Origin of the sequence: Streptomyces durmitorensis (assembly GCF_023498005.1) — a bacterium.
GTDB classification, from domain to species: domain Bacteria; phylum Actinomycetota; class Actinomycetes; order Streptomycetales; family Streptomycetaceae; genus Streptomyces; species Streptomyces durmitorensis.
This window is the reverse complement of sequence record NZ_CP097289.1, coordinates 1,404,111-1,430,657: the sequence shown is the minus strand read 5'-3', so window position 1 is coordinate 1,430,657 and position 26,547 is coordinate 1,404,111. Positions and strand designations below refer to the sequence as shown.

Here is a 26,547-nt window from a genome sequence, read left to right as displayed (position 1 = left end):
CGGTCCCACCAGGCAGGCGCCGAGCCGTGGCGCCGGCACCGCACAACGCCCCGTCGAATGAGAGAGGTTCATGTACTCGCCCGCGCCGACCGGTGATGCCCCGCCCGATGTCCGATGCGGCGGCCAGCGTGTCCTGGTCTCCAGTGTCTCCTCGGACTCCCACACCTGGAATCTGGTCTTCCTGCAGCTCATGCTGGAAGAGCTGGGACACGAAGTGATCAACATCGGCTCCTGTGTTCCCGATGACCTGCTGATCGAGGAATGCCGCCGTACCAACCCCGACATGGTGGTGATCAGCAGCGTCAACGGCCATGGCCATCTGGACGGCCGCCGGCTCATCGGCCGGCTGCGCGCCGAGCCGGACCTGAGCGGGCTGCCCGTCGTCATCGGCGGAAAGCTCGGCACCCGTGGTGCGGAGAACCGCATGTACGGGCCGGAGTTGCTCGCCGCGGGCTTCGACGCGGTCTTCGAGGACACCGCGGGTGTCGCCCCCTTCCGCAGGTATCTGGCGCAGGCAGGGCGGCCCGCACTGGACCGCGCACCGCGCGGCACGCCCGCCCTCGTCGCCTCGGGGGAGATCGCATGAGCGTGAGTACGTCGCTTGCGACCGGATCCCCGGGCGCCGTGCGGCGGCGTTCCACCACGCCCTTCGGGGCGGCGGTGGCCGCCGCCGCGGCGGCCGGCCGGCTCGTGGTCCAGCCCCGCATGGGCTTTCCCGACGTCCCCAGCATGCTCACCGGTCTGCGGGCGGTCACCGCGGCCGACGCCACCACCGTCGGTACCGTGACGCTCGACAGCTACACCCGGGTCGGCGACCACGCATCGGCGCGCGAGGCCCTCGACGCGGGGAGCGATCTCAACGGCTTCCCGATCGTGGCGCACGGGCCCGATGTCACCCGCCGCATGATCGCCCAAGTGGGCGGCGGCGCCGACTTCGCCATCCAGATCCGGCACGGCTCACCACTGCCCCTGGGCATCGTCCAGGCCCTGCTCGACGCGGGGCTCGACGCGACCGAGGGCGGACCGGTCTCGTACTGCCTGCCCTACAGCCGCACCCCGCTCGCCGAAGCCGTGACCGCCTGGGCGGACAGCTGTGAACTGCTCGCGAACCAGGTCGAAGGAGCCCACCTGGAGAGCTTCGGCGGCTGCATGCTCGGCCAGTTGTGCCCGCCGGGCCTGCTCGTGGCGATCTCCGTGCTCGAAGGCATCTTCTTCAAGCAACACGGCCTGCGCAGCGTGTCGTTGAGCTACGCCCAGGGCACCAGCTTCGCCCAGGACGTCGACGCGATCGGGGCCATGCGCCGCCTCGCGGGCGAGTTCCTCGGCGATCTCCAGTGGCACGTCGTGCTCTACACCTACATGGGCGTGTTCCCCCGCACCCCCGGCGGAGCGCTCTCCCTGCTGCGGGACAGCGCCGTGCTCGCCGCGGTGACCGGCACCGAGCGGATGATCGTCAAGACGCCCGCGGAGGCCCACCGCATCCCCACCGTGGCCGACAACATCCAGGCTCTCCAGGAAGCGGCACGCGCGGCCGAGTCGGCGGCCTGGCTGCCGCCGGACACCTCGGGTGCCGAAGCCGCCGACCCGGCGGGGGACAACCCGGTGTACGCGGAGGCCCGGGCCCTGGTCCACGCCGTACTGAACCTGGACACGGACATCGGGGCGGCGCTGCTCAAGGCCTTCGCCAAGGGCTACTTGGACGTGCCCTACTGCCTGCACGCCGACAACGCCCAGCGCTCCCGTAGCTACATCGCCCCCGACGGCACCCTTCAGTGGCTCTCCGTGGGCTCGATGCCGATCGCCGCGGCCACCTCGACCAGGCCGCACCAACTGCGTGCCGACGACTTCCTGGACATGCTCGGCTTCGTCCAACGCCGTTATGACGACGCCACGTTGGAGCAGCTGCCGACGGCCGGGCCCTTCACTCCCCTCTCCACCGCCCTCGCGAAGGACTGAACCGAACGTGCTCGCAGACAGCAGTAACCGCCCGACACTCACCATCGCGGTCGTCGGCTCCGGCCCGCGCGGCATCTCCGTGCTCGAGCGGCTTGCCGTCCGCCTCGCGGACGGTGAACTCGCCGATCACAGCGTACGTATCCATGTCATCGACGCGACCGAGCCGGGCGCCGGGCGCATCTGGCGCACCGACCAGGACGAGTGGTTCACCATGAACACCGTCGTCGGCCAGATCACCATGTACTCCGGTGTCCCCGACGAGGGCCCGGCCCGGCCCGGCGCGGGTCCGTCCCTCGGGGAGTGGATCGCGCAGCGCGCCACCACCCACGGCGAACCCCTGCTCGGCGCCGACGACTACGCCTCGCGGCGCCGCTACGGCCAGTATCTGCGCTCCGTCCACCGGACGATCACCGATCATCTGCCGGCGAACGTGGAACTGAGCGAGATCCGCGGCTCCGTCACCTCGGTCGTGGCGGGCTCGCACGGCGGCTACGCACTCGAACTCGACCGTTCGCCCTATCTGATAGACGCCGACAAGGTGCTCATCGCCACCGGTCACCCACAGAACGCGCCGGACCCGCAGGAGGCGGAGCTCCTCGACTTCGCGGAACGCCACCCGGGCACGACCTACCTGTGCGGTGACTCGGCTGCGGACATGCCGCTCGCCGTCGAGGACATCGCGCCGGGCAGCACCGTCGGCATCCGCGGCATGGGCCTGTCCTTCTACGACGTGATGCTCTCGCTCACCGTGGGCCGTGGCGGCGGCTTCTCGCGGACCCGGGACGGCCGGCTCCGGTATGTGCCAAGCGGCCTCGAACCCAAGATCGTCACCGGTTCGCGCAGCGGGCTCCCGATCCCGGCCCGCGGCAGGAACCAGAAGCTGCCCGACCACACCTTCACGCCGCGCCACCTCACCAAGGAGGCGGTCGCCGCGGCGCGCGAACGGCGGTACGCGGCCACCGGAACCGACAGGCTGCGCTTCAACGAGGACGTACTGCCCCTGCTCCTGAAGGATCTCGACGATGTGTACCGTGCCGCACACACAGCCTCGGGCAGCACGGAACCGCTGCCGCCGCTCGACCTCTGGGCGCTGGCCCGCCCCTTCAGGGACGCCCGGTTCGACTCCCCGGCGGCCTTCCGGGACCGGCTCCTGGACGTCATCCGCGAGGACCTGGCGCAGGCCGCGCTGGGCAACGTAGAGGGTCCGCTCAAAGCAGCGCTCGACGTACTGCGCGACATCCGCAACGTCGTCAGGGAAGCCGTGGACTTCGGCGGACTGCACCCGGACTCGCACACGGACGAGTTCCAGCGGGACTTCGTGCCGGTCAACGCGCTGCTCTCGGCCGGCCCGCCCATCGAGCGGGTGGAGCAGCTGGTCGCCCTCATCGAGAGCGGTGTGGTCGAAGTCGCCGGGCCCGCCACGCGGTTCACGGCGGACGAGGCCGGTGGGCGGTTCCGGATCGGCTCGCCGCAGGTGGCCGGGTCCGAGCACAGCGCCGAGACGCTCATCGACGCCCGGATCCCCACCCCGAACCTGCACCGGGACGTCTCACCACTGACCCGGTCCCTGATCGCCGAGGGCCTGGTCAGCGAGTTCGTCCACGAGGACCCGCTGTCCGGCCGCAGCCGCGCCACCGGCGGTCTCAACGTGACCATGGCGCCCTTCCACGCCATCTCGGCCGAGGGGACGGTGCGCTACGGCCTTTACGCCCTGGGCATTCCGACCGAGCACGCCCGCTGGTTCACCCAGGTGGGCAGCGGCAAGCCGGGGCTGAACACACTGTTCCGCCAGGATGCCGACGCCATCGCCCTCGACATGCTGCGCTCGGCACGCGGCGCGTCCCGGACCGAGCTGGCCACGCTCAGCGCGGGGCGTGCGTCATGAGCGTGCACCACCCCGAGGCGAGCCTGGCCTTCCGCGCCGCCCGCGACGTACTGCTCGATCATCACGGCGACCCCGACGGCGCGCGGGAGGCCTTCTCCTGGCCCCGACTCACCCATTTCAACTGGGCGTTCGACTGGTTCGACGTCATCGCCGAGGGGAATACGAGGACAGCGCTGCACCTCGTCGCACCCAGGACCGCCGACGACGAGCGCATCTCCTACGACGAGTTGTTCCTCCGCTCCGACCAAGTCGCGCACTGGCTCCGCGACATCGGAGTACGCCGCGGTGACCGTCTCCTGATCGCTCTGCACAATGGCCGGGCGCTGTGGGAGACCATGCTGGCGGCGATCAAGCTGGGCGCGGTGGTGGTCCCCACCTATGCCACCGCGACACCGGCGGACCTCGCCGACCGCCTGCTGCGGGCGAAGGTGAAGCACGTACTCACCGACGCCTCGCTGACCGACCGGTTCGCCGACGTGCCGGGGAAGTGGACTCGCCTCGCCACCGGTGCGCCGGTGCCGGGCTGGCTGTCGTACGCGGACTCATGGGCCGCGTCCGGTGAGCAATTCCTGCCGGACGTCCTCACCCCCGCCGACGATCCGCTGTTCCTCTACTTCACCTCGGGCACCACCTCGCGGCCGAAGATGGTGGCGCACACCCACAGCAGCTATCCGGTGGGCCATCTGTCCGGGATGTTCTGGAACGGGCTCCGGCCCGGTGACGCCCATCTGAACATCTCCGCGCCGGGCTGGGCCAAGCACGCCTGGAGTTCGTTCTTCGTGCCGTGGAACGCGGAGGCCACGGTGGTCGCGCTCACGGATCCGCGGCCCGCCGCCGGGGACATCCTCGACGCGGTGCGCACCCGGGACATCCACAGTTTCTGCGCCCCGCCCACCATTTGGCGCGGCCTGATGGCCGAGGGCCTCGGAGCGGCTCCGCCCCTGCTGCGTGAGGCCACCTGCGCGGGGGAGCCGCTCGACGCCTCCCTCATCGCCAGGGTCGCCGGGGCCTGGGGTGTCCAGGTGCGGGACGGCTACGGCCAGACCGAGACCACGGCGCAGCTCGGCCACGTCCCCGGCACACCCCCCGTGCCCGGCACGATGGGCAGCGCGCTGCCGGGGTACGACGTGGTCGTCGTCGATCCGGCCTCGGGTCTGCCCACCGCGCCCGGCGCCACCGGCGAACTGTGCCTGGAGCTGACGAACAGGCCCATGGGCCTGATGACGGGCTATCTCGACGACGAGGAGAAGACCGCGAGGGCGTTCGCGGGAGGCCGCTATCACACGGGGGACCTCGTCACCCTCGGCATGGACGGGGCGCTGCGCTACGCGGGCCGGGACGACGACATGTTCAAGTCGTTCGACCACCGCATCTCCCCGCTGGAGCTGGAACGGGTGCTGCTGCGGCACCCGGCGGTGGCCCAGGCCGCCGTGGTCCCCGTGCCGGACCCGGTGGGCCAGTGGGTGCCCAAGGCGTTCGTCGTCCTCACCCCCGACTGGATCGACCGGGACGGGGTGGGCAGGGCGCTGCTCGACTTCGCGGCCACCGAACTGCCGCCGGAGAAGGCCGTCCGGGTTCTCGAGACCGCCGCACGGCTGCCGATGACGGTGTCGGGCAAGGTGCGGCGCGCCGAACTGCGGGCGTCCGGGACGCTCGGGAGCCAGGAGGTCCGCGCCGAGCTGGTCTGACGCGGGGCCCGGCGCGGGGCCGAGGGGCGCTGCGCCGGGCCATGGTGGGTCGCCCACCCCCTGTTCCGCGTACGGAGCCGGATCCGCCCCGCGGCGACGGGCCCCCTGGTGTGGCAGCCACCGGTCGTCGCCCCAACCGGGTGCCGGCGCCACATCGTCCGCGCCCTGTTCGACGGCCACTGTTGTGCCCAGTCGAATGCAGTACGCCGAGACAGCAGGGGGATGTCGTGGTTTCCACCGGACACATGAGGCAGACGGACGGCCACGGGGGGAGGGTGCCTTCCTTGGCCACGAAAATGATGGAGCACGTTCTGCCGCACTCCCTGCACCGCAGGGACCAGCTCAGCAAGGGCGAGCAGTACGTGGGCGGGCTGCTCGCGGCGGAGGGGCGCAAGACCATGCGGAACATCGCCGCCCTGGTCGGTGGCAGCGCCGCGGAGCAGAGCATGCACCACTTCATCAGCGCATCGACCTGGGACTGGCGGCCCGCCAGGGAGGCGCTCGCCCACTACCTTCAGCGAAGCGCATCGCCCCGGGCCTGGGTGGTCCGGCCGTACGCCATCCCCAAGGTGGGGGACTGGTCGGTGGGTGTCGACTCCTGGGGCGGCAGACAGGCGGGCGCGCCTTCCACCGGCCAGTACGCCTACGGCCTTTGGTCCGCGTCGGACGAGCTGAGCGTCCCGGTGAACTGGCGCCTGTTCCTGTCGGACCGGTGGACGGAGGACCAGGCCCGCAGGCGCCGAGCCGGCATCCCCACGGAAGTGATCAGTGCGACCCCCGAGGAGTGTGCCGCCGCGTCCGTCCTCGAACCCCTGCGCAGCTGGCAGATGCCGTCCCGGCCCGTGGTCTTCGACGTACCGGGGGCCGACGCGCGCCGCCTGGTCACCGGATTCGACGCGATCTCGGTCCCGCTGATCGCCAGGGCCGGCTCGCTGACCGGCTGCGAAGTGGCCGCACCGGCCATGCCCGGATTCGGATCGGGGCCGCTCACCGCCCGGCAGATCCTGGAGTCGGTCAAGGGACTGCGGCGGGAGGCGGAGTGGACCGACCACGCCTCGGGGCGCCGGCACACCTCCCTGGCCATGGCGATCCCCGTGACCCTGCCCGGCCGCGTGCGCGGCACGGCGCGCCAAGGGTTCCAGGACCAGCCGCGCCTGCTCCTCGTCGGCGAGTGGGAGGACCCGCTGCTGCCGCCGACCCACATCTGGCTCACTGACCTGACCCGGACCCCGGTGCCCGAACTGCTGCGCCTGACCAAGCTGAGCGGCCGGGTCGCGCACGAAGCCGAGAGCGTGGGAGCGGAGGTCGGCCTGCGGGACTTCGAAGGCCGGTCCTTCGGCGGCTGGCACCGCCACATGACGCTGGCCTCCGTCGCGCACGCCGTGGCCGCGCTGTCGGAGGTGACCCGGCCAAGGGCCAGGATCTCCACGTCCGTCGTCCTGGGACGACGGGTCAGCGCCGCGCCGGCAGGCCGCCGCCCCGTGCGCGCACAGTGTGCCGGATCCGGTTCAGCCGCAGCGCAATCTGCACTTCGAGACGTTGCGTCGAGTCCTGCCAGCGCTCGCCGAGCAGTTCGGTGATCCGCTCCAGCCTGCGCGCCACCGTGTTGGGATGGACGTGCAGGGCGTCGGCCGTGCGGGTGGCGCTGCCCCCGAGCGAGAAGTAGGTCTCCAGGGTCCGGGTGAGTTCGGTGCCCTGCTGGGCGTCGTACTCGAGGACCGGACCGACGGTGTCCGAGACGAAACCGCCCGCGTTGGGCTCGTCGGACAACAGCAGCCCCAGGAAGCCCAGTTCACGCGAGGAAGCGGCGCCGCCCGTCGAGCCGAGCGCGGTCAGCGCGTCCAGGCACCGCTGCGCCTCCTGAAAGGCCTCCGAGAGCGCCTTGGCAGAGGTGACGGGTCCCGCGGAGCCCACCGTCACCGGATGCCCGAGCGCCGCGGTGAACTCCGTCGCCACGGTGCGGCCGGTGGCCCCGGCGTCGGCACCGGGCAGCAGCAGCACGATCCCGTCCGACTCCACGCTCTTCAGGCCGGAGCGCTGATGAGCGTAGGAGGAGGCCCAGAAAGCGCCCCTGCCCTGGGGATCGCTCTCAGGGCGGGCCACCACGAGGACATGCGGCACGCTGAGATCGACCGCGAGTCTGCGGGCGCGGTCGTCCAGCTGCCTGGCGGACAACTGCTCGCCGTGGATGAGGTCCTGGAACACCTCGCTGCGCACCTGGAGCTCGGCAAGGCTGGTGCTCTGCTGCAAGAGCAGGGACACTGCGGCGACTTGCGCCGTCAGGGCGATGATCTGGGTCTGCTGCTCGTCGAGCGGCCCGTCAGTGGCGAGGATCAGCGTGCCGAGCAGTTCCTCGCCCGCCGAGATCGGGCACACCCAGGTGCCGCTGGGCGTCATCACCGGCTTGCGCCCCGGGCGGGTCCCCATGGCGGCCTTGCGGAGCTCGGCCTCATCGAGATCCGGGATGTGCGTGGCCGTCAGATTCGTCCCGCTCGGGTCGCGGACCAGGAGCGTGCCCTTGAGCAGCTCGCCGGCCTCGTTCATCAGTGCGTGGAGATCGCCGCCGCACAGGACCAGGTCGATGAGCCTGGTGGAGATGAGGTTCAGCTGCTGCGCCGAGGTGAAGGAGTCCTCGGCCCGGGACGCGTCGAGCCGGAGCTCGCTCACCTCCTCCTGTGCCTGGCCGAGCCGTTGGGCCTTCTCGATCGCTACCGCGGCCAGGTCGCCGAGGGACGACATGAGGGTGATCTCGTCCGCTGTGAACGGGCGCACTTGGCGGTGCCCGACGTAGAGCACACCCAGGATGGTGGCGTCCCGGCGCAGGGGCACACCGAGGACGGCCCGCAGCCCCTCCGCCCGTACCGCGCCGTGGGTGGTGTCGGTGCGGGGGATCTCGTCCTCGTTGAGGTAGTCGCTGGTCCACACGGGGGCGGCCCGCTCGGTCACCAGATTGCCGAGCCCGCCCGAAGTGGGCACCCTCATCCCCACGCTGACCATGCTGACGTGGCCGTCGGCCGCATGCACCACCGACTCACCGCCCGTAGGGGCGTGGATCGACAGCCAGGCCATGTCGAGACCGAGCAGAAAGCGGGCTCGGCGCGCGATGACATTGAGCAGGCTGCCCAGGTCGTAGGGGCGGGTCAGCTCGCGCGCCGTGTCGATGAGCGCGGCGAGACCGGTCTGCCGGCTGTGCTGCCGGGACATCAGTTCCTGCACGCGCAGCGCAAGGGTCCTGGCCCGCTCCACCTGCGCCAGACGCTCGGCGTCCGCGCCCTGCTCGCGTGCCCGGTCCAACGGTTCCCCGAGCTGTTCAGGCGTTGCTCCTGAGGCCAACAGACCGAGTATTTCCACGACTTCATCGGTTGCATTGCCTCTGTTCATTGTTCCTCCCCCGTTGCGGCTTCCCGGCCCGACTCGTGTCGGGCCTTCACCCACAACCGCAGAACCCTAAAGAAAGGTCAACTTGAGGTCAACAGATTGTTGAAGTGGAAGTCGCAGGTCAGGGCTGGGGTTCGGTGGCTGACTCACCGCTCGTGGCGGCTTGGCCTGTCGCGGAGGCACCTTCCCGCGGCAACTCACGGGCGGCAGGGTAATGCCTACACCTGGTGCTCACGCTATGTCGGAGAGTCACCTCAGTTCCCTTTGGAGGCGTTCAACGATGCTGCATGTCCAGAATTACCAGCGCTCCCTCGAACGCAGTCGCATGTCCCTGACCCGGAAGGACAGACCGAGCACCTTTCGTCTGTGCGATCGTGAGTGGGACCTTCTGGACGAGGTCTTCGCCCCTGTCTACTCTCCCTCCACCGGCGTCGGCCTTGACCTCCTCGGCCTCGCCGGAAGCGCCCCGGTGGCCACGGCGCGGTCGTTCCTCGACGTGGGGACCGGCACGGGAGTCATCGCGATCCAGGCGGCGCTGGCCGGAGCCGAGCGCGTCGTCGCCCTGGACATCAACGCCAAGGCCGTGCACAACGCGGACCTGAACGCCCGTCGGCACGGCGTGGCGGACCGGGTGCGGTCGGTGCGCAGCGACATGTTCGACGGACTCGCCCCCGGCGAGCGCTTCGACACGGTCTTCTGGAGCTCCAACTATGTCCTTGCACCCGAGAGTTACGAGTACCGCTCGGTCCATGAGTGCGCCTACGTCGACGCCGGCTACCGCGCCCACCGCCGCTTTCTGTCCGAGGTTCCCGAGCGCCTGACGGAGCACGGCAGCGCCCTGCTCCACTTCAGCAGCCGGGGGGATCTCGCCGCACTGCACAGGATCGCCGCCGAGTGCGGCAGGGAGCTGCACACCGTGGCCACCGTCGATGTGCTCGAAGGCGTGTACGGCAGCGACCGGGTCGAGCACATGCTCCTCGAAGTCGTCCCCGCCGCCCCTGCCGTCCGCTGACTCCTGGAACAGATCTCCTGTGCGTACCCTGCTCGTCGACAACTACGACTCCTTCACGTACAACCTCTTTCACCACGTCACCGAAGCGACGGGCAGCGAGCCCGTCGTGGTACGCAACGACGACCCCGCCTGGCGCACCGGGATGCTGTCCGGCTTCGACGGCGTCATCATCTCGCCCGGCCCCGGAAACCCCGGCCGCCAAGGCGACTTCGGGATCTGCCGGGAGATCGTCGAGCGGGCCGAACTGCCCCTGCTCGGCATCTGCCTCGGCCACCAGGGCATCGGTCTCGCCCACGGCGCGCGCGTGGGACGGGCGCGGGAGCCACGCCACGGGCGGATCTCCCCCGTCCTGCACGACGGGGAAGAACTGTTCCGAGGGCTGCCCTCGCCGCTCCAGGTGGTCCGCTACCACTCCCTGGCGGTGACCGATCTGCCGGCGGAACTCGCCGCCACCGCCTGGACGCCCGACGGAGTCCTGATGGGGCTGCGCCACCGGACCCGGCCGATGTGGGGGGTGCAGTTCCATCCGGAGTCCATCTGTACGGAGTACGGCCTCCAACTCATCCGCAACTTCGCGGAGTTGACGCGTGAGCGCGGGTCGAGGCGGCTCGCGTCCGCGGTCGCCGGGCCAGTGGCCACCGCATCTTCGCCCACGGCGCCGGACGCGCCGGCCCCGCGCAGGCTGCGGGTGCTGACCCGGCAGGTGCCGACCCGCTGGGGCGAGGAGGAGACGTACGACCGTCTCTTCCGCCCGAACACGCATGCCTTCTGGCTCGACAGCAGCAGTTACGACCCGGACCGCGGCCGGTTCTCGGTGATGGGGGACGCCTCGGGGCCGCTGGCCCGGGTGGCCACGGCCGATGTGTGGAGCGGCACGGTCGCCGTGACCTCGCGCACGGGGACGGAGGTGGCCGGCGGCCCCTTCCTCGACTGGCTCGACCAGGACCTCCGCGGCATGCACGTCCAACTGCCCGATCTGCCGGGTGACTTCGCGCTCGGCTGGGTGGGATATCTCGGCTATGAACTCAAGGCGGAGTGCGGCGGTGAGGCAGTGCACCGCTCCCCGCAGCCGGACGCCGTCATGGTCTTCGCCGACCGTGCCCTGGTGCTCGACCAGCTGACGGGCCTCACCCATCTGCTCGCGCTGGTCGACGAGGACGGGCCGGCCGAGCAGACGGCATCGACCGTCGACTGGCTCGCGGCCACCGAGGCCCTGCTCGGGGGAGCTCCCGGCCCGCCGCTCGCCGCACCCGCGACGCCCGCCGCGGCGCGTGACCTCCAGCTCCGCCACGCCCGCGACACCTACCTGGACCTGATCGACGCCTGCCAGGAGGAACTGGCCGCAGGGGAGACGTACGAGGTGTGTCTCACCAACCGCGCGCAGGTGCGGGGAGCCTTCGACCCGTGGGAGGGGTACCGGCTGCTGCGCCGCACCGACCCCACGCCGTTCGGGGCCCTGCTCCAGTTCGACGGGGTCTCGGTTCTGAGCACATCGCCCGAGCGCTTCCTCACGGTCTCGGGCAGCGGTCTCATCGAGTCCAAACCCATCAAGGGGACCAGGCCACGCGGCGAGAACGCCGATCAGGACGCCGCGCTCGTCGCGGAGTTGCTGGGCAGCGAGAAGGACCGCGCCGAGAACCTGATGATCGTCGATCTGGTGCGCAACGACATCGGGCGCTGTGCGCAACCCGGCAGCGTGCGCGTCACGGGACTCTTCGAGGTGGAGACGTACGCCACCGTGCACCAGCTCGTGAGCACCGTGCAGGGGCAGATCGCCCCGGGCCGCTCCGCCGTGGAGTGTGTGCGGGCGGCCTTTCCTGCCGGGTCCATGACCGGGGCTCCGAAGGTACGCACGATGCGCATCCTCGACGGGCTCGAGGGCGGAGCGCGCGGTGTCTACTCCGGCGCGCTCGGCTACTTCTCACTGTCGGGAGCGGCCGACCTGAGCGTCGTCATCCGCACCGCCGTGGTCACCTCCGACCTGGTCACGTATGGCGTCGGCGGTGCGATCGTCACGCTGTCCGACCCGGGCGAGGAGTTCGAGGAGACGATGGTGAAGGCCGCACCGCTGCGGACCTTGACCGGCGCGGCGCGCACCGCGCCGGTGCACAGCCGACGAGCGGGCAGCTGAAAGCCCCGCCGCCCACTGGATGTTGCCGCCCACCGGCCGTTGCCACTGGCGTGCTGTCGCTGCCCACTGCCCCTCACCGGTCAGTGGGCAGCGGAGTGCCAGGCGTTCCGGCACCGAGTCAGCTCCGACGTGAGCAGATACGAGGCTGCGCCGGGGGCCGCTCTGCCCGCGTCGAACCGGAGTGACTCTGCTCCTTCTCGCAGTCCCGGCATCACGTCGCCCGCCAACTCCGCTTCCGTCGCCGCCGCTTCCAGATCCGGCGCGGTGAAGGCGACACCTGTGTTCCAGCCGATCAGGCGGGCCAGGTGATGCGGCCGAAGTGAGGCCCACAGCAGGGTCGGCGGCGTGGCGTTGCCTGCCCGCAGCACCCGCCACCAGGTGTTCCTCAGGCGTCGTTCACGGAGCGCGTACAGCAGGCGGGCCGTTGCCACGCCGGAGGTCGGAACGCCGGCGGTCGGCACGCCGACGCTGTCCAAGAGGCCCACGGGGCAGGTCAGGAACACCCTGATCCCGGACGAGGCGGAGCCCGCGGCCAGGGCGCGTTCCAGGCCGCCGAGCAGCGCGTCGAAGACCCGGTCGGCCTGCTCGACCGTGCAGACCAACGTGGCGTTCACACTCATGCCCAGGGCGAGGCACTCGCTCATCGCCTCAAGGCCCGCCTCGGTCGCGGGAATCTGGACCAGCAGATTCGGCCGGTCCACGTTCACCCAGAGCGACCACGAGGCGCGTACGAGGGACGGAGCATCATCGGCGAAGGCGGGGTCGACCGGAGCCGACACCAGCCCGGACCCACCGCCCGGGGACATGGATGCCTCCCGCGCTCGCTCGCACAGGCGCCGCACCTCGCGCGGATCCGGTGGCACATGGGCGGGAAGCAACACACCGGCAGGAGCCCGGCCCGTACGCGCGAGCCGGCCCGGTGCGGCGACGGGCGGTGCGCCCTCCACCGCCAGCCACGACTGGACTCCCTCAGCAGCGAGTTGTTCCACGAGGCCGACAGCCTTTTGGCTCATCATGCTGCGGACCTTAGGAAGGGCCGCCCCGCAGGGACAGCAGGTGGCGCAGGCTCTGTCAGGTCTCCGGGGCAGCAGGGCAGAACCTCGCGGATTCGGCGGCTAGTTGACTAAGTCGACGGTCACGGCCTGTGCCGCTCCTGAAGGGTGCCTACTGTCTTGCCTGTTGCCGACGAGAGTGCGGCGCCGAACGCAAGTGCACGTCCCATCGCGGCAGTTCCGCACGGAGGCTGCGATCCGTCGCCGTCCCGCCCGGACGGCCCGTTCGCCGTCCCCGGACCGCGAACGCCCCCGCGGGCACTCCGCCCCGGTCTCCCTTCCCCTTCCGCTGAAATTCCGCTGAAACCTGCCCTCAGGAGCATGCGTGACCATCGCCGACATCAAGGTGCCCGACAGCGTCCTGGCCAAGGAGGCCACGCAGCTGGTCCGTGACACGGCCAACGAACTGATTTTCCATCACTCCCGCCGCGTGTACCTCTTCGGCGCCCTGCAGGGCGACCGCCGCGGCCTGTCGTACGACCCCGAACTGCTTTACGTGGGCGCGATGTTCCACGACCTGGGGCTCGCCGAGAAGCACCGCTCCTCCACCCGGCGCTTCGAGATCGACGGTGCCGAGGACGCCAAGGAGTTCCTCCTCTCGCACGGCGTCGCCGAGGACTCGGCCCGCGTGGTGTGGGAGGCCATCGCCCTGCACACCACCCCCGAGATCCCCACCTACATGGCCCCGGAGATCGCCCTGGTCACGGCCGGCGTCGAACTCGACGTCCTGGGCATCGGCTACGACGACATCACCGATGAGCAGCGCGCCGCCGTGATCGCGGCCCACCCGCGCCCCGACTTCAAGCGCCAGATTCTTCAGGCCTTCAACGACGGCATCGCGCACCGTCCCGACACGACCTTCGGCAACATCAAGGCCGACGTCCTCGCGCGCTACAGCGACGGCTATGTGCGGCCGAACTTCGTCGACATCATCACCGGCTCGCGCTGGCCCGAGTGACCCACTGCCCACGGCCCGCCGGCTGTCCGATCACCCACTGATTCACCCACTGATCACTCACTGATCACCCACTGAGAAAGGCTCCGTGACACCGTCATGACGTCCATCCGCCCTCAGATGAACCCGCTCAAGCGCTGGGCAGTCTTCGGCTCCCTCACCGCCATGACCCTGGCCACCGCGGTCACCGCCCCGGCGTCCGCGGCGCCGAGCGAGGCCACGGCGAACCCGGCCACGGCGCAAGCCCCCGCCGACGGCGAGAACGTCGTCCTGCAGTGGAACAAGCTGATCAGCAAGGCCATGGAGGTGAACAATCAGGGCTCCATGCACCCCACTCCGCCGCCGGTCGGCGGTCGCACGCTCGCGGTCGTGCACAACGCGATGTACGACGCATGGGCCGCGTACGACGCGAAGGCCGTGGGCACCCAGCTCGGCGGCGAGCTGCGCCGCCCCGCATCGGAGCGCACCGAGGCCAACAAGCGCAAGGCGGTCAGCTTCGCGGCGCACCGTGCGCTGAGCGACCTGTTCCCCAAGCAGCAGGCGACGTTCGACGCCAAGCTGGCGGAGCTCGGCTACGACGCGGCCGAGGCGGACGGGGCCGCAGCGGGTACGCCGGCCGCCGTGGCGGTCAAGGCGACCGACACGCTGCTCGAAGTCCGCCACCAGGACGGCTCCAACCAGCTGGGCGACCCGGCGTATTCCTCGCCGGAGGGCTACTACAAGCCGGTCAACCCGGCGCAGGACGTGGCCAAGTTCGACAAGAGCAAGATCGTCGACCCGAACCGCTGGGTGCCGCTGACGCTGAACGGCATGACGCACAACTTCCTCACCCCGCACTTCGCCGATGCCAAGCCGTTCGTCATCGACGACGTCGACAGCTACCTGCCGCCGGCGCCGCCGAAGTACGGCAGCGCGGCCTCCAAGCGAGCCATCGCCCAGCAGATGAGGACCAACGCGAGGCTGACGGAGCGGCAGAAGGCGATTGCCGAGCACTGGCAGTACCGGGACACCTCGTCCTCGTCCATTCCGCAGGAGTGGGCGGCCTTCGTCTCCAAGCGTGACCGCCACGACCTCGACGATGACGTGAAGCTGTTCTTCGCCCTGAACATCGCCGAGGGCGACGAGGCGGTCGTCGACTGGAAGACCAAGGTCCACTTCGACTATGGCCGCCCGATCAGCATGATCCGGTACGCGAACGACGGCAAGAAGATCCTTGGCTACGCCGGACCCGACCAGGGCACCAAGGTGATCGACGGCGCCAAGTGGCAGCCGTACCTGAAGACGCCCGCGTTCGCGGCCTACGGCTCGGGGCACACCGGGTTCACCGCGGCCGGGGCGGAGATCATCAAGCAGTTCACCGGGTCCGACGCGTACGGCGGGACGGGCATCGTCAAGGCGGGCAGCTCGACCATCGAGACCAACATGCCCTCGAAGGACGTCAAGCTGAAGTGGGGCACGTTCTCCGACGCGGCCCAGGAGGTGGGCGAGTCGCGCCTGTGGGGCGGTGTGCACTGGGAGTTCGACCACACGGAGGCCGACACCCAGGGCCGTGAGCTCGCCCGCGACGTCTGGGCCGAGTCCGAGCAGTACTTCGACGGCTCCCACCCGGACGCCTGATCCCGTGAGTACGGCTGCCCGCCCGAAGACCTCGGGCGGGCAGCCGCGTTCAGGACGCGCAGGGGGCTGTTCGCTCCTCACCCCGCCGCGACCTGACATTTCTCACCACTGGAAGGAGGAATACATGATCCCTGCCGTACGAATCCGAAGACGGCACAAGGCCCGCCTTGCCGCGTGGGCAGCCGCGTACCAACGCCACAGCCTGACCTTCCTGCGGGCCAGCGTCGGCCTCCTGTACCTGTGGTTCGGGGTACTGAAGTTCATCGCGAGCATGAGCCCGGCTCAGGACATCGCCACACATGCCATGTCGGTCATGACGTTCGGCGCCGTGCCCGGCCAGGTGTCGGGCCCATTGCTGGCCTTGATGGAGGTGCTGATCGGCGTCGGCCTGGTCACGGGCAGGCTGCCCCGCCTGGCCATGGGGGTGTTCTTCGTCCATATGGCAGGCGTGTTCGCCACGTTGCTGATCATGCCCGGTGAGGTGTGGCTGCACGCCCCGCTCGTGCCGACGATGGAGGGCCAGTACATCCTGAAGAACATCGTTCTGGTGGTGGCCTGCATGGCTGTGGCCACGCGGAAGCTAGCCCGTCGCTAGAAGGTGTAGCGCGTGTGGCTGAACACCTGGCCGTCGTGCCCGAAGCCGTACGCCGTGCCCGGTGCCACCGCGAAGAGCAGGTCGGTGCCCTTGCGGATGCTGTCGCCGAAGCCGTGGAACGGGCCCTCCGGCGAGGTGATGTGGTCCCCGTACTGCGCCTCGAACGCGGCGATGACCTCGTTCTGCCGTGCCGGATCCGTCACCCGCTCCGCCGTGCCCTCGACCACGATGTCGAGGCCTTCGGAGAGTGAGTTGTGCCCCGTGGTGAGTGCGCAGTGGGCATTGCCGGCCAGGTTCTTCGCCTTCTGCTCGCCCTGACCGGTGCTGAAGTGCAGTGCCCCGTCGTGCCAGGCGGCGAGCAGCGGCGTGACGTGCAGTCGGCCGTCCGGCCGGACCGTGGTGATCCAGAAGACCTCCGCGGCCCGCAGCTCGCGCTGGGCCTCGGCCCAGTCGGTGGCGGTGACGTTCTCCGCTCCCGGGCGCGGGTTGAGCGCGGCGCTGTAGCGGGCGTCGAGCTCGGTCTGGGGCTGCTTCGGCGTCATGGGGGACTCCCTTCCCTCTTCCTGTGACGAAGGCTACGCAGCCCGGCGCCCGGCCCGAGCACTGAAGCGGCAGGGGGAAAGGGCGTGTCGGCCAGGACGTCGTGCCAGGGGCGGGCGTCGGACGCCGGACCCCGGACGCCCGACCCAGGACGCCCGGCACCGGACGCTTGTGCCGCCCTGTCGGTGGCTTCAGGATGCAGGCATGTCTGAGTCAACGTCAGCAGCGGAAGCCGAAGCCGAAGTCGAAGCCGAAACCGCAGCCGCAGCCGCGTCCGGTTCCTCCTCGCCCTCCGTTCTCGCCGCCCTGGTGGCGGGGTTGCGTGGTGGCGCGATCGAAGTCGTCGATCTCACCGCGCCGTTGTCGTCCACCACGCCGGTCCTTGAACTGCCGCCCGAGTTCGGCCAGACCAAGGTGTTCGAGCTGGAGGAGATCAGCCGGTACGACGAACGGGGGCCCGCCTGGTACTGGAACAACTTCCGCACCGGCGAGCACACCGGCACCCACTTCGACGCACCCAACCACTGGGTCACCGGCAAGGACCTCGCCGACGTCGCCTCGGTGCCCGCCCACCAGCTGGTGGCTCCCGCGGTGGTGCTCGACTTCACCGACGAGGTCTCCAAGGACCCCGATTTCCTCATCGAGGTGGAGCACATACAGGCGTGGAAGAACCGGTACGGGGCGCTGCCCGACGGCGGATGGCTCCTGGTGCGGACCGGGTGGAGCAGCAGGTCGTACGCGCAGGAGCCGTTCCTCAACGCGGACGAGAACGGGCCTCATACGCCGGGCCTGTCCGCCGCGTGCGCCCGCTGGGTGGCCGAGCAGTCGCCGGTGGTCGGGCTCGGCGTGGAGACGGTGGGCACCGACGCGGGCCGGGCGCACGCGTTCGAGCCCGCGTTCCCCTGTCACTCGTACCTCATGGGCAGCGGCAAGTACGGCCTGACGCAGCTGCAGAACCTCGCGAAGCTGCCACCGACCGGGGCCGTCGTCGTCGCGGGGCCGCTGCCCATCGTCTCCGGCTCCGGGGCGCCCGCGCGGGTCCTCGCCCTCGTCGAACGCGCGGGGCGGCCGTCGTGAAGGTCGCCGAAGCGGTCGGACGAGCCCTGGTCGCGGCGGGGGTCGGTCAGGTCTTCGGCGTGGTGGGCTCCGGCAATTTCCACGTCACGAACGCGATGGTGGCGGCGGGCGCGAAGTACGTCGCGGCGCGCCACGAGGGCGGCGCCGCCACCATGGCCGACGCGTACGCCCGCGTGCGGGGGGCCGTGACGGTGGTCAGCGTGCACCAGGGGTGCGGGTTCACCAACGCCCTCACCGGGATCGGCGAGGCCGCCAAGAGCCGTACGCCCCTCGTGGTGCTGGCGGCGGAGGCGTCCAACCCGAGCTCCAACTTCCATGTCGATCAAGGGGCGTTGGCGGAGGCGGTCGGCGCGCGGAGTGCTCGCGTGACGTCGGCGGCCGACGCCGTCGCGCAGTCGTACGCCGCCGTGCGCCTCGCCGTCGATGACCGGTGCACGGTCGTGCTCAATCTTCCGCTCGACGTACAGGCGCTGGAGGTTCCGGATGCGGACCTGGCCCTGGCCGCCGTGGTGCCGCCGCCCCCGCGCCCCGCCGTCGTACCCGCCGACGACGGCATCGCGGCCCTCGCCGAGATCCTCGCGCACGCCGAGCGCCCGGTGCTCGTCGCCGGACGCGGCGCGCGCGGCCCCGGCTGCCGCCAGGCCCTTGAGGCGCTCGCCGAGCGCTGCGGTGCGCTGCTCGCGACGTCGGCGGTGGCCCGCGGCCTCTTCCAGGGCAACCCGTGGTCGCTCGATGTCGCGGGCGGGTTCTCGTCGCCGCTCGCCGCCGAGTTGATCCAGGGCGCCGACGTGATCGTGGCCCTGGGCTGTTCCCTCACCATGTGGACGACGCGGCACGGCAGGCTCATCGGCCCGGAGACGACCCTGGTCCAGGTCGACGACGACCCCGCGGCGCTCGGCGCGCACCGCCCCGTCCATCTCGGGGTCACCGGCGACGTGCTCCTGACGGCGGAGAAGACGCACACCGTGCTGGGGGACAGGGGCGGCCCTGGCTACCGCACCTCCGCAACCGCCGACGCGCTCGCCGCGCGGCTGAGCTGGCGCGACGCCCCCTACGAGGACACCGGCACCCGGGACCGCATCGACCCGCGCACGCTGTGCATCGCCCTCGACGACATCCTCCCCGCGCAGCGCGTGATCGGCGTCGACTCGGGCAACTTCATGGGCTACCCGACGATGTACCTGTCCGTCCCCGACGAACACGGCCTGTGCTTCACCCAGGCCTTCCAGTCCATCGGCCTCGGCCTGGCCACCACGATCGGCGCGGCGCTGGCCCGCCCGGACCGCCTCGCGGTGGCCGCGCTCGGCGACGGAGGGGCGCTGATGAGCGCCGTCGAACTCGACACGGTGCGCAGGCTCAGGCTGCCCATGGTGATCGTCGTCCACAACGATGACGCGTACGGAGCGGAGGTGCACCACTTCGGCCCACACGGACTCCCGCTCGGCACGGTCGAGTTCCCGCCCACCGACATCGCCGCCGTGGCCCGCGGCTACGGCTTCGACGCGGTGACCGTGCGCACACCGGCCGACCTGAAGGGCGTACAGGACTGGGTCGCGGGCCCGCGGGCCGCACCGCTGCTCGTCGACGCCAAGGTGGTGCGGGAGCAAGGGGCTTGGTGGCTCGAAGAGGCGTTCCGCGGACACTGAGCGCGCGGATTGGCCTCCCTGGTACGGAAGTTGTTGGTGGGGCGGTTGAGACGAACGGGATTGGTGCGCGTACGTGACGGCACACGGAAACCCATCCGGCGGTGGTGTGCACCGTCGGGGACAGGAGTCGCACGTGTCGCGCAGGAAGACTCTCAGCCGCAAGAAGAAGGTCGCCCTCATGGTGGGCGCCGCCGCGCTGGTGGCGGGAACCGCGGTGGTGATGACCGGCACGAGCCAGGCCTCGGTGGCGTGTGACGGACTGGCCACCGCGCTGAGCAACAACGAGGAGTTCATCGCGGGCCAGCGAGCGAAACCGGACGCGCAGTCCGCGGCTCGGATCGCCAATCGGGAAGCGGTGATCGAGGAGATCAAACGAAAGCAGGCGGCGTCGGACTGTGCTGCGGGTGAGGACGCGGATGCGGGGGCGGGAGAGGGGGCGGAGGCCGGGGCCGGTGAGGGCGCCGGTGGGGACGCCGCCCAGCCGCCGACGGAGGAGCCGGGTGGCGATGCCACGGCCACGGTCACGGCCCCGCCCGGGGACGGCGGAGACGCGGGGGCGGAAGGTGAGGTCGTCTGCGCAGGCTCCACCGTCACGCTGTCCGGCGAGGGCGGTGCGCCGGCCGCGTCCAGCAACGAGTTTCCCGTCGGTACGCAGCTGAAGGTGACGAACCTGGACAACTCCAAGTCCACCACGGTGGAGGTCACTTCGACGTCGGGCAGCTGCGTGCTGCTGAACAACGCGGCGTTCGAGGATGTGCGCGAGGCCGGTAAGTTCCTGATCCGCAAGGCGCGGATCGAACGCGTGGGGTAGGACTTGAGACGGTCGCAACTGCCCGGGTCCTTCGGGGCGCAGGGCCTCATCGCTCGGGGGAGACGTCGTTGTTCCGTGCCTGTCTGTACGCGGAGAACCCGGCGCCCGGGGTGCTCCCCCCGGCGCTGCGCGCGTGGCTGGGGCTGACCTCGGTCCTCGGCACGCTGGTGGTCGCCGTGCTCGGGGTCCTTTACGCCGGTCACGGCGAGCCCGGCAGGGTGGACAGGTGGTTCGTCGACCCGACGGCGGACAGCGTACGGCCGCCGTGGCGGAACGTCGCTCTGGCCACGGACTTCCTGGGGGAGCCGGCCGGAGCGGCGGCGCTCGTCGTGGCCGCCGTGACGGTCTGCCTGCTGCTTCGGTGGCCACGTGCGGCGGTGCTCGTCGTTGCCGGCGCAGGACTGACCGTGGGGACGGCGACGCTGATCAAGCAGGTGGTGGGCCGCACCATCCACGGCGCAGGGAACCTGTCCTACCCGAGCGGGCACGCCGCCTTCGTCACCGCGCTCGCCCTCGTGGTGGCGCTGCTCGCGACCGGCCGGCTCGGCCTCGGCAGGTCGGCCGGTACGTCGCTCGTGCTCGCCGCGGCGCTGGTCTTCGGCGCCGCCATGGGCTGGGCGCAGGTCGCCCTGGGCGCGCACTACCCGACCGACGTCCTCGGCGGCTGGTGCACCGCGCTGGCGGTGGTACCGGCGACGGCGTGGCTGGTCGACCGTACGGCCGACCGGCTGGCCGACCGAACGGCCGACGCCGATCGGCGAGAACGTCGCTGACGTGCCGTCATGTGATGTCAGCGGACGTCACGCCGAGCGGCGCCACGTCACCTCACGCAAGGCGCCGGAACACGGGCTTCACCGGCCGCCCGCCCAGCCAGGGCGTGGGGTCGGCGGCGTCAAGTGCCTTGCGGTACACCGCACATGCCTGGGCCACCACGTCGACGGTGTGGTCGATGTCCGCGTCGTCGAGCGCGCTGCTCACCACGAACGACGGGGCAAGGACCCCGCCCGCGAGGAGCCGGCGCAGGAACAGCGTGCGGTACTCCTGCGACGGCTGCCGGTTCTCGTCGAGGGTGGCGAACACCAGGTTGCTGGCCCGGCCCCGGACGACGATGTGGTCCCCGACGCCCATGGAGGCCGCGGCGTCGCGGACCCCGGCGGCCAGCCGCTCGCCGATGGCGTGCAGTCGCGCGGTGACGCCCTCCTCGACGTAGGTGGTCTGCACGGCCATCGCGGCGGCCAGCGAGTGCGTTTCCGCGCCGTGCGTGGTGGACAGCAGGAACACCCGGTCGCCGGAGTGGCGAAGGCCGCCCCGCTCCATCAGCGCGCGGCGCCCGGCGAGCGCCGAGACGGCGAAGCCGTTGCCCAGCGCCTTGCCGAACGTCGAGAGGTCGGGGACGACGCCGTACAGCCCCTGGGCGCCCGCCTCGGACCAGCGGAAGCCGGTGATCATCTCGTCGAAGATCAGTACGCAGCCGTGCCGGTCGGCAAGCTCGCGCAGGCCTGCGAGGTATCCCGGCGGCGGCTCGCTGTGCCCGGCCGGTTCGAGGATCAGGCAGGCGACCTCGTCCTGGTACCTGGTCAGGAGCTCCTCCGTGGCGGCCAGGTCCCCGTAAGGGAACGCCACGGTGAGCTCGGTGGTCGCCGCCGGGATCCCGGCCGACATCGGCGTGGTGCCGATGAACCAGTCGTCGACGGAGAAGAACGGATGGTCGCCGCAGATGGCCACCCGCGGGCGTCCCGTGACGGCGCGGGCGAGGCGCACCGCGGCGGTGGTGGCGTCGGAGCCGTTCTTCGTGAACTTCACCATCTCGGCGGTCGGCACCGTGGCCAGGAAGCGCTCCGCGGCCTCGACCTCCACGATGGACGGCCGGACGAAGTTGCTGCCGCGGTCGAGTTCACGCCGTACCGCCTCGAGCACGCGTGGGTGGGCGTGGCCGAGGCTGACCGACCGAAGGCCGGAGCCGTACTCGATGTAGCGGTTGCCGTCGACGTCCCACACGTGGGCACCGCGGCCGTGGCTGATGACCGGGGCGAGGTTCTCGGGGTACTGGTCGTCGCCCTTGGCGTAGGTGTGCGCGCCCCCGGGGACCATGGCGTGCAGCCGCTCGTTCGCCTGCCGCGACCGGGGCAGCAGGAACTCTTCGGTGTCCACGCTGACTTCAGCTCTCTTTCCGCTTCAGAACATGCTCCAGGGCCTCGGCGAGGCCCGGTGCCTTCCGGTCCCGCTCGGACATCGATGTGACCGGCAGCGGCCAGTCGATGGCGAGCTCAGGGTCGTCGAAGGCGATCGTCACGTCCTCGGCCGGATCGTGCGGGCGGTCGATCCGGTACGAGGTGTCGGCGGTCTCGGTCAGCGCCTGGAAGCCGTGCGCGCACCCCGCCGGGATGTACAGGGTCGCCTGCGTCTCGTCGGACAGCTCGAAGGAGGCCCGGTTGCGGTAGGTCGGCGAGTCCGGCCGCAGGTCCACGACGACGTCGAAGATCCTGCCGTACGAGCACCGCACCAGCTTGGCCTCGCCCGCTCCGGAGCGCAGGTGCAGGCCGCGCAGCACGCCTCGCGCCGAGCGGGACAGGCTGTCCTGGATGAAGGCGCCCGGGTCGAGGCCCACCGAGCGGACCACGTCGGCGTCGAAGGTGCGGCAGAAGAAGCCGCGTTCGTCGGTGTAGGGCGTCGGCTCGAACAGGTACGCGCCGGCGATCGCCGGGACTTCGGTCGCCTTCATGAGGCCTCCCGCAAGGCGTGGGGGTGGTCGGTTGCCGGGAACAAGGCCTTGGTCAAGGCGGTGAATTGGTGTTCGAGCTGCCGGGCGACGACCAGGTTCCGCTCGGCGAGGGTCCGGCGCAGCTCCGCCGATCGCTCCTCAAGGGCCCGGAACTGCTTGAGCAGCGAGTCGGCGTCGACCTCGCGGGCCGGGTGGCAGTACGCCTCAAGACCCATCCGCTCCATGAGCGCGTCGCTCTTCGCCGCGTAGCTGACCGCGAGCGTCGGCGTGCCGGCCTTCAGCGCGCAGATCAGGTTGTGGTACCGGGTCGCCACCACGGTGTCGACGGCCGCCATCTCCTTCATGAGGTCGGCGAGCGAGGCTGCCTCGGAGGCGGTGACCAGCGGCGAGTTCACCGCGTCGAGGATCGCGGCGACCACCGGCGCGTCGCACGCGTCGCCGGTGACCAGCCGGACCGGCCTGCCGTCCTCGACCAGCGTACGGACGAACCGAGTTGTCCCTTCGAGGTAGCGACGGTGGATCTCCTCGGCCCGCGCGCGGTCGTCGTCGCCGCCGTGGAAGGCCATGACGCCGACGCAGACCGGACCAGGCTGACCCGATGGCGTGCCCGCCGGTGGTGCCGGCAGGGCGAAGGCGAGGTCCGGGTAGACCTCGTCGCGCGCGGTGTCCACGCCCATCGCCCGCATCGCGTCGCGGGACAGGGCGTCGCGGTACGACCGGTAGGTGGCGAGCCGCGCCGACCAGCGCACCAGGGCCCGGGTCGACCGGTTGCCGATCGCGGCGGCGCCGACGCCGACCAGCGCGACCCGGGTGCCGACCAGCCGGCCGCTCGCGCAGAGCAGGAACAGTGAGTACGGGAAGCCCCACGGCCGCAGCGGCAGCGTGGCCTCCAGGACGCCCATGCCCGGCACGATCACCACGTCGTGCTGGCGTACCCAGGCAGCGGTGCGGACGACGTCGACGAGCTTGCCAAGACCCTTGCCCGCGATCGCGCCCGCACGCGACGCGGTCCGGTACTCGCCTCGGTACCAGTGCAGCCGCGTCGCGGGGATCCGGTACCGGGCCGCGACGACCTCGGGTCCGCCGCACAGCGCGTCCACGACCGCCTCCGGGTGCTCGGCGCGGAGGTACCCGAGCACGGCCTCGAGCGACCCGTCGTTGCCGAGGTTGCCGGAGCCGAGCAGGCCGAACACCCCTACGCGCACCGGGGTTTCGGAGGCGACGATCATGCCTGCCGCCCCTCAAGACCTTCACGGCCTTCACGGCCCGCGACGAGGGCGTCGACGGAGACCGTGAGCTCGGCCGGGTCGACCGGGGCGCGGTCCTCGACGCGCTCGCCCGCGCCCGGCCGGGCCCGGCTGGTCATCCACGTGGCCAGGTGGCGGTAGCACGCACGGCGGTCGGCGGAGGACAGAGGCGCCCGCCGGATCGCCGAGGCGAAGCCCCAGACGTACTCGGCGAGCAGCCGGGGCGTCGGGTGCAGCGGGCCCGCTCGGCGCGGGTCCAGGTTGACGCACCGGGAGCGCTTGGAAGGGTTCGCGCGCTCGGCGCGGGTGGGGTGGTCGCGGCGGAAGTACAGCAGCTCGGGCACCTGGTGGAAGGGCCCGTGCAGGACGATCTCGGCGACGAACGTGCGGTCCGCGTGGTGGTAGCTGTCGTGCGGCTTCACGCGGCGCAGCACGTCGGCCCGCATCACCCCGTAGAAGTCGTCGCCCCCGGGCTCGAAGAGGAAACTGCGGAAGCGCTCCGGCGCGCTCGGCAGGTCGGTGGCGATCCCGTACTCGTAGGGGACCTTCACCTGTCCCTCCTCGTCGATGACCGCCTGGCCGGAGTGCGCGAGGACCACGTCGGGCCGCTCGTCGAGAGCCTCCACGCAGCGCCGCAGCAGGTCCCTGGCGTACAGGTCGTCGTGCGAGGCCCACTTGAACAACTCGCCGCGGCACTGGGTGAACACGTAGTTGTGGTTCGGCGCGGCGCCGATGTTCCGGAGCAGCCGGATGTACCGGATGCGCGAGTCCTGCGCGGCGTACTTGCCGCAGATGTCCTGGGTTCCGTCGGTCGACGCGTTGTCGGTGATGACCAGCTCGAAGTCCTCGTAGGTCTGGCCGAGCAGGGCGTCGAGCGCCTCGGCGAGATACTCCTCGCCGTTGTAGACGGGCAGGCCGATGCTCAGCCTGGGTTGCGCGGTCATGAGGTCCTCACTTCGGGAATGGGGTTCTGGTGGCGCTCACGCAGAGCGGACCGCAGCTGCAGCCACCACACGGCCGAGCTGCAGACGGTCGCGGCGGCGACGCCCCAGGCCGAGCCGACCGTGCCGGCCACGGCCGCCCCGCCGAGCCCGCCGCCGACATAACAGGTGGAGGCGATCAGTTGGCTGCGCAGGCTGCGCCGGGCCGCGCCGAGTGCGCGCAGCCCCGCCGCCGCGCCGGTGCCGAGGCCGGCGCCCGCGACGCCGAGTGCGGCAGGCACGATGAGCTGCGCCGCGGAGCTCCAGACGTCGCCGAGCACGGCCTCACCGAGCCGGTCCGGCATCAGGACCAGCGCCGTGCCCCACAGCAGCGCGGCGACGGCCTGCCCGGCGCCGAGCAGGAGGCAGAACCTGGCAAGGCGGTGCGGGGCCCGCCGCAGCACCCGTGCCGCCTCCGCGACGGTGACCAGGGACAGCCCCATCAGCACGGCGAGGAACGGGCCGAGCAGCAGCTCCGCGCCCCGGACCGCACCCACCGCGCCGACCCCGACGATCGCGCCGAGCCCGTACGCCCGCAGCTGGCTCGCGCCGCTGACGCCGACGTTCTCGACCAGATACCGGTAGCTGAGATCGCGCTGCTCGCGCAGCCACGCGCGCGCCCCGGTCATCCGGGGCCGGATGCCGGACTGGAGGCAGCCGTACACCGCGGCCACCGAGGCGGCCGCGCCCCAGGCGAGCACGAAGGCGGCCACGGTGCCCACGCGGGCCGCCACCACCAGGGCCGGGACGAGCGCGACGCCCCACACGAGGTCGTTGACGAAGGCCTTGCGCCCGGTGCCCGCGGCGAAGAACGAGTACCGCCAGGCGTCCTGAAGGAGCAGCCCCGGCAGCATGACGCCGAGGCAGGCGAACGCGGGCCCCACGCTGCCGCCGAGAGCGAGGCCGACACCCAGGGACACCGCGCCGATGGCCGCACCGACGCCGAGCGCGGTACCCGACGACCGGGCCACCGCCCCGCGCCAGGACGCTTCCGGCACACCGCTGAAGCGCACCACGAGCGGGTCGGTGGCAAGACCGCGGGAGACGCTGAGCACCACGCCGTAGGTCACCCAGGCCAGGCTGAACACGCCGAACGCGGTCACGCCCAGCGAGCGTGCCACGTAGATCCCCACCGCGAAGTTGGTCATGCTGGAGGCCGCCTGGTCGGCAAGCCCCCAGGACAGCCTGCCGACCATGGCCCGCTTGGCGGTCACCACGGTCGGCCTCGTCTTCTCCCCCTCGGTGGTCATCCGTG

The 26,547-nt window shown here is 71.2% G+C and carries 21 protein-coding genes and 1 pseudogene; 14 read left to right on the top strand and 8 right to left on the bottom strand.

The genetic code is table 11. The features are described 5' to 3' along the window. Positions 1-70: 70 nt before the first annotated feature. The 5 genes from M4V62_RS06655 to M4V62_RS43845 all read left to right on the top strand — a co-directional run bounded on the left by M4V62_RS06655 (position 71) and on the right by M4V62_RS43845 (position 7,109). A complete protein-coding gene (locus M4V62_RS06655; RefSeq protein ID WP_249586290.1) occupies positions 71-586 on the top strand; it encodes a cobalamin B12-binding domain-containing protein in 516 nt (171 codons plus the stop codon). Further along, complete coding sequence (locus M4V62_RS06650; RefSeq protein WP_249586289.1) at positions 583-1,956, top strand: methylaspartate mutase; 1,374 nt, start codon at positions 583-585, stop codon at positions 1,954-1,956. Before M4V62_RS06655 ends, M4V62_RS06650 begins: the two co-directional genes overlap by 4 nt. Before the next feature lie 7 nt (positions 1,957-1,963). After that, the gene (locus M4V62_RS06645; protein WP_249586288.1) at positions 1,964-3,841 is read left to right on the top strand and encodes an FAD/NAD(P)-binding protein; all 1,878 of its coding nucleotides are present in this window, start codon (positions 1,964-1,966) and stop codon (positions 3,839-3,841) included. After that, positions 3,838-5,529 carry an AMP-binding protein gene (locus tag M4V62_RS06640; protein WP_249586287.1) on the top strand — a complete coding sequence of 564 codons (1,692 nt, stop codon included), beginning with the start codon at positions 3,838-3,840 and terminating at the stop codon, positions 5,527-5,529. The genes M4V62_RS06645 and M4V62_RS06640 overlap by 4 nt, the downstream gene beginning before the upstream one ends. A 275-nt stretch (positions 5,530-5,804) precedes the next feature. Then, a complete protein-coding gene (locus M4V62_RS43845) occupies positions 5,805-7,109 on the top strand; it encodes an IS701 family transposase (RefSeq protein WP_425575324.1) in 1,305 nt (434 codons plus the stop codon). Here M4V62_RS43845 and M4V62_RS06630 read toward each other — a convergent pair. Further along, positions 7,099-8,733 (bottom strand): annotated as a pseudogene (locus M4V62_RS06630) (helix-turn-helix domain-containing protein); the annotation flags it as partial. The gene M4V62_RS43845 and the pseudogene M4V62_RS06630 overlap by 11 nt on opposite strands. A 454-nt stretch (positions 8,734-9,187) precedes the next feature. Between M4V62_RS06630 and M4V62_RS06625 the strand changes: the two are divergent. Together M4V62_RS06625 and pabB are read left to right on the top strand one after the other, a co-directional pair. Further along, entirely contained in the window at positions 9,188-9,919 is a 732-nt protein-coding gene (locus M4V62_RS06625; RefSeq protein WP_249586285.1) for a 50S ribosomal protein L11 methyltransferase, read from the top strand. 19 nt (positions 9,920-9,938) lie between these two features. Then, the gene (pabB, locus tag M4V62_RS06620) at positions 9,939-12,050 is read left to right on the top strand and encodes an aminodeoxychorismate synthase component I (protein ID WP_249586284.1); all 2,112 of its coding nucleotides are present in this window, start codon (positions 9,939-9,941) and stop codon (positions 12,048-12,050) included. 80 nt (positions 12,051-12,130) lie between these two features. Here the strand turns inward: pabB and M4V62_RS06615 are convergent, their stop codons facing one another. Further along, positions 12,131-13,066 (bottom strand): transaldolase family protein, encoded by a 936-nt coding sequence (locus M4V62_RS06615; RefSeq protein ID WP_249586283.1) that lies wholly within the window; start codon positions 13,064-13,066, stop codon positions 12,131-12,133. A gap of 361 nt (positions 13,067-13,427) precedes the next feature. Between M4V62_RS06615 and M4V62_RS06610 the strand changes: the two genes are divergently transcribed. The 3 genes from M4V62_RS06610 (at position 13,428) to M4V62_RS06600 (ending at position 16,269) form a co-directional block, all read left to right on the top strand. Further along, positions 13,428-14,060, top strand: coding sequence for an HD domain-containing protein (locus M4V62_RS06610; RefSeq protein WP_249586282.1), 633 nt, complete (start codon positions 13,428-13,430; stop codon positions 14,058-14,060). A gap of 96 nt (positions 14,061-14,156) precedes the next feature. Continuing rightward, complete coding sequence (locus tag M4V62_RS06605; RefSeq protein WP_249586281.1) at positions 14,157-15,674, top strand: vanadium-dependent haloperoxidase; 1,518 nt, start codon at positions 14,157-14,159, stop codon at positions 15,672-15,674. 124 nt (positions 15,675-15,798) lie between these two features. Next, the gene (locus tag M4V62_RS06600; RefSeq protein WP_249586280.1) at positions 15,799-16,269 is read left to right on the top strand and encodes a DoxX family membrane protein; all 471 of its coding nucleotides are present in this window, start codon (positions 15,799-15,801) and stop codon (positions 16,267-16,269) included. On the opposite strand, the gene M4V62_RS06595 is transcribed toward M4V62_RS06600, so the two are convergent. Beyond that, entirely contained in the window at positions 16,266-16,811 is a 546-nt protein-coding gene (locus M4V62_RS06595) for a pyridoxamine 5'-phosphate oxidase family protein (RefSeq protein WP_249586279.1), read from the bottom strand. The two genes, M4V62_RS06600 and M4V62_RS06595, sit on opposite strands and share 4 nt — an antisense overlap. 316 nt (positions 16,812-17,127) lie before the next feature. Between M4V62_RS06595 and M4V62_RS06590 the strand changes: the two genes are divergently transcribed. The 4 genes from M4V62_RS06590 (at position 17,128) to M4V62_RS06575 (ending at position 21,116) form a co-directional block, all read left to right on the top strand. Further along, a complete protein-coding gene (locus tag M4V62_RS06590; protein ID WP_249592717.1) occupies positions 17,128-17,886 on the top strand; it encodes a cyclase family protein in 759 nt (252 codons plus the stop codon). Then, complete coding sequence (locus M4V62_RS06585) at positions 17,883-19,532, top strand: thiamine pyrophosphate-binding protein (RefSeq protein WP_249586278.1); 1,650 nt, start codon at positions 17,883-17,885, stop codon at positions 19,530-19,532. The genes M4V62_RS06590 and M4V62_RS06585 overlap by 4 nt, the downstream gene beginning before the upstream one ends. A gap of 133 nt (positions 19,533-19,665) precedes the next feature. Next, positions 19,666-20,343 (top strand): septal ring lytic transglycosylase RlpA family protein, encoded by a 678-nt coding sequence (locus tag M4V62_RS06580; protein ID WP_249586277.1) that lies wholly within the window; start codon positions 19,666-19,668, stop codon positions 20,341-20,343. Positions 20,344-20,411: 68 nt separating this feature from the next. Then, positions 20,412-21,116: a phosphatase PAP2 family protein gene (locus M4V62_RS06575; protein ID WP_249586276.1), complete on the top strand. Its 705-nt coding sequence runs from the start codon at positions 20,412-20,414 to the stop codon at positions 21,114-21,116. Between the two features lie 52 nt (positions 21,117-21,168). On the opposite strand, the gene M4V62_RS06570 is transcribed toward M4V62_RS06575, so the two are convergent. Genes M4V62_RS06570 through M4V62_RS06550 form a run of 5 tightly spaced genes read right to left on the bottom strand, consistent with a single transcriptional unit; the run spans position 21,169 to position 26,542 of the window. Next, positions 21,169-22,494, bottom strand: coding sequence for a glutamate-1-semialdehyde 2,1-aminomutase (locus M4V62_RS06570; RefSeq protein WP_249586275.1), 1,326 nt, complete (start codon positions 22,492-22,494; stop codon positions 21,169-21,171). A 7-nt stretch (positions 22,495-22,501) separates the two neighbouring features. Continuing rightward, positions 22,502-23,065, bottom strand: coding sequence for a dTDP-4-dehydrorhamnose 3,5-epimerase (rfbC, locus tag M4V62_RS06565; protein WP_249586274.1), 564 nt, complete (start codon positions 23,063-23,065; stop codon positions 22,502-22,504). Then, positions 23,062-24,294 carry a polysaccharide pyruvyl transferase family protein gene (locus tag M4V62_RS06560; protein ID WP_249586273.1) on the bottom strand — a complete coding sequence of 411 codons (1,233 nt, stop codon included), beginning with the start codon at positions 24,292-24,294 and terminating at the stop codon, positions 23,062-23,064. Before M4V62_RS06560 ends, rfbC begins: the two co-directional genes overlap by 4 nt. Continuing rightward, positions 24,291-25,256 carry a glycosyltransferase family 2 protein gene (locus tag M4V62_RS06555; RefSeq protein WP_249586272.1) on the bottom strand — a complete coding sequence of 322 codons (966 nt, stop codon included), beginning with the start codon at positions 25,254-25,256 and terminating at the stop codon, positions 24,291-24,293. The genes M4V62_RS06560 and M4V62_RS06555 overlap by 4 nt, the downstream gene beginning before the upstream one ends. Next, positions 25,253-26,542, bottom strand: a complete 1,290-nt coding sequence (locus M4V62_RS06550) for an MATE family efflux transporter (protein WP_249586271.1) — start codon at positions 26,540-26,542, stop codon at positions 25,253-25,255. The genes M4V62_RS06555 and M4V62_RS06550 overlap by 4 nt, the downstream gene beginning before the upstream one ends. Between the last annotated feature and the right edge of the window lie 5 nt (positions 26,543-26,547).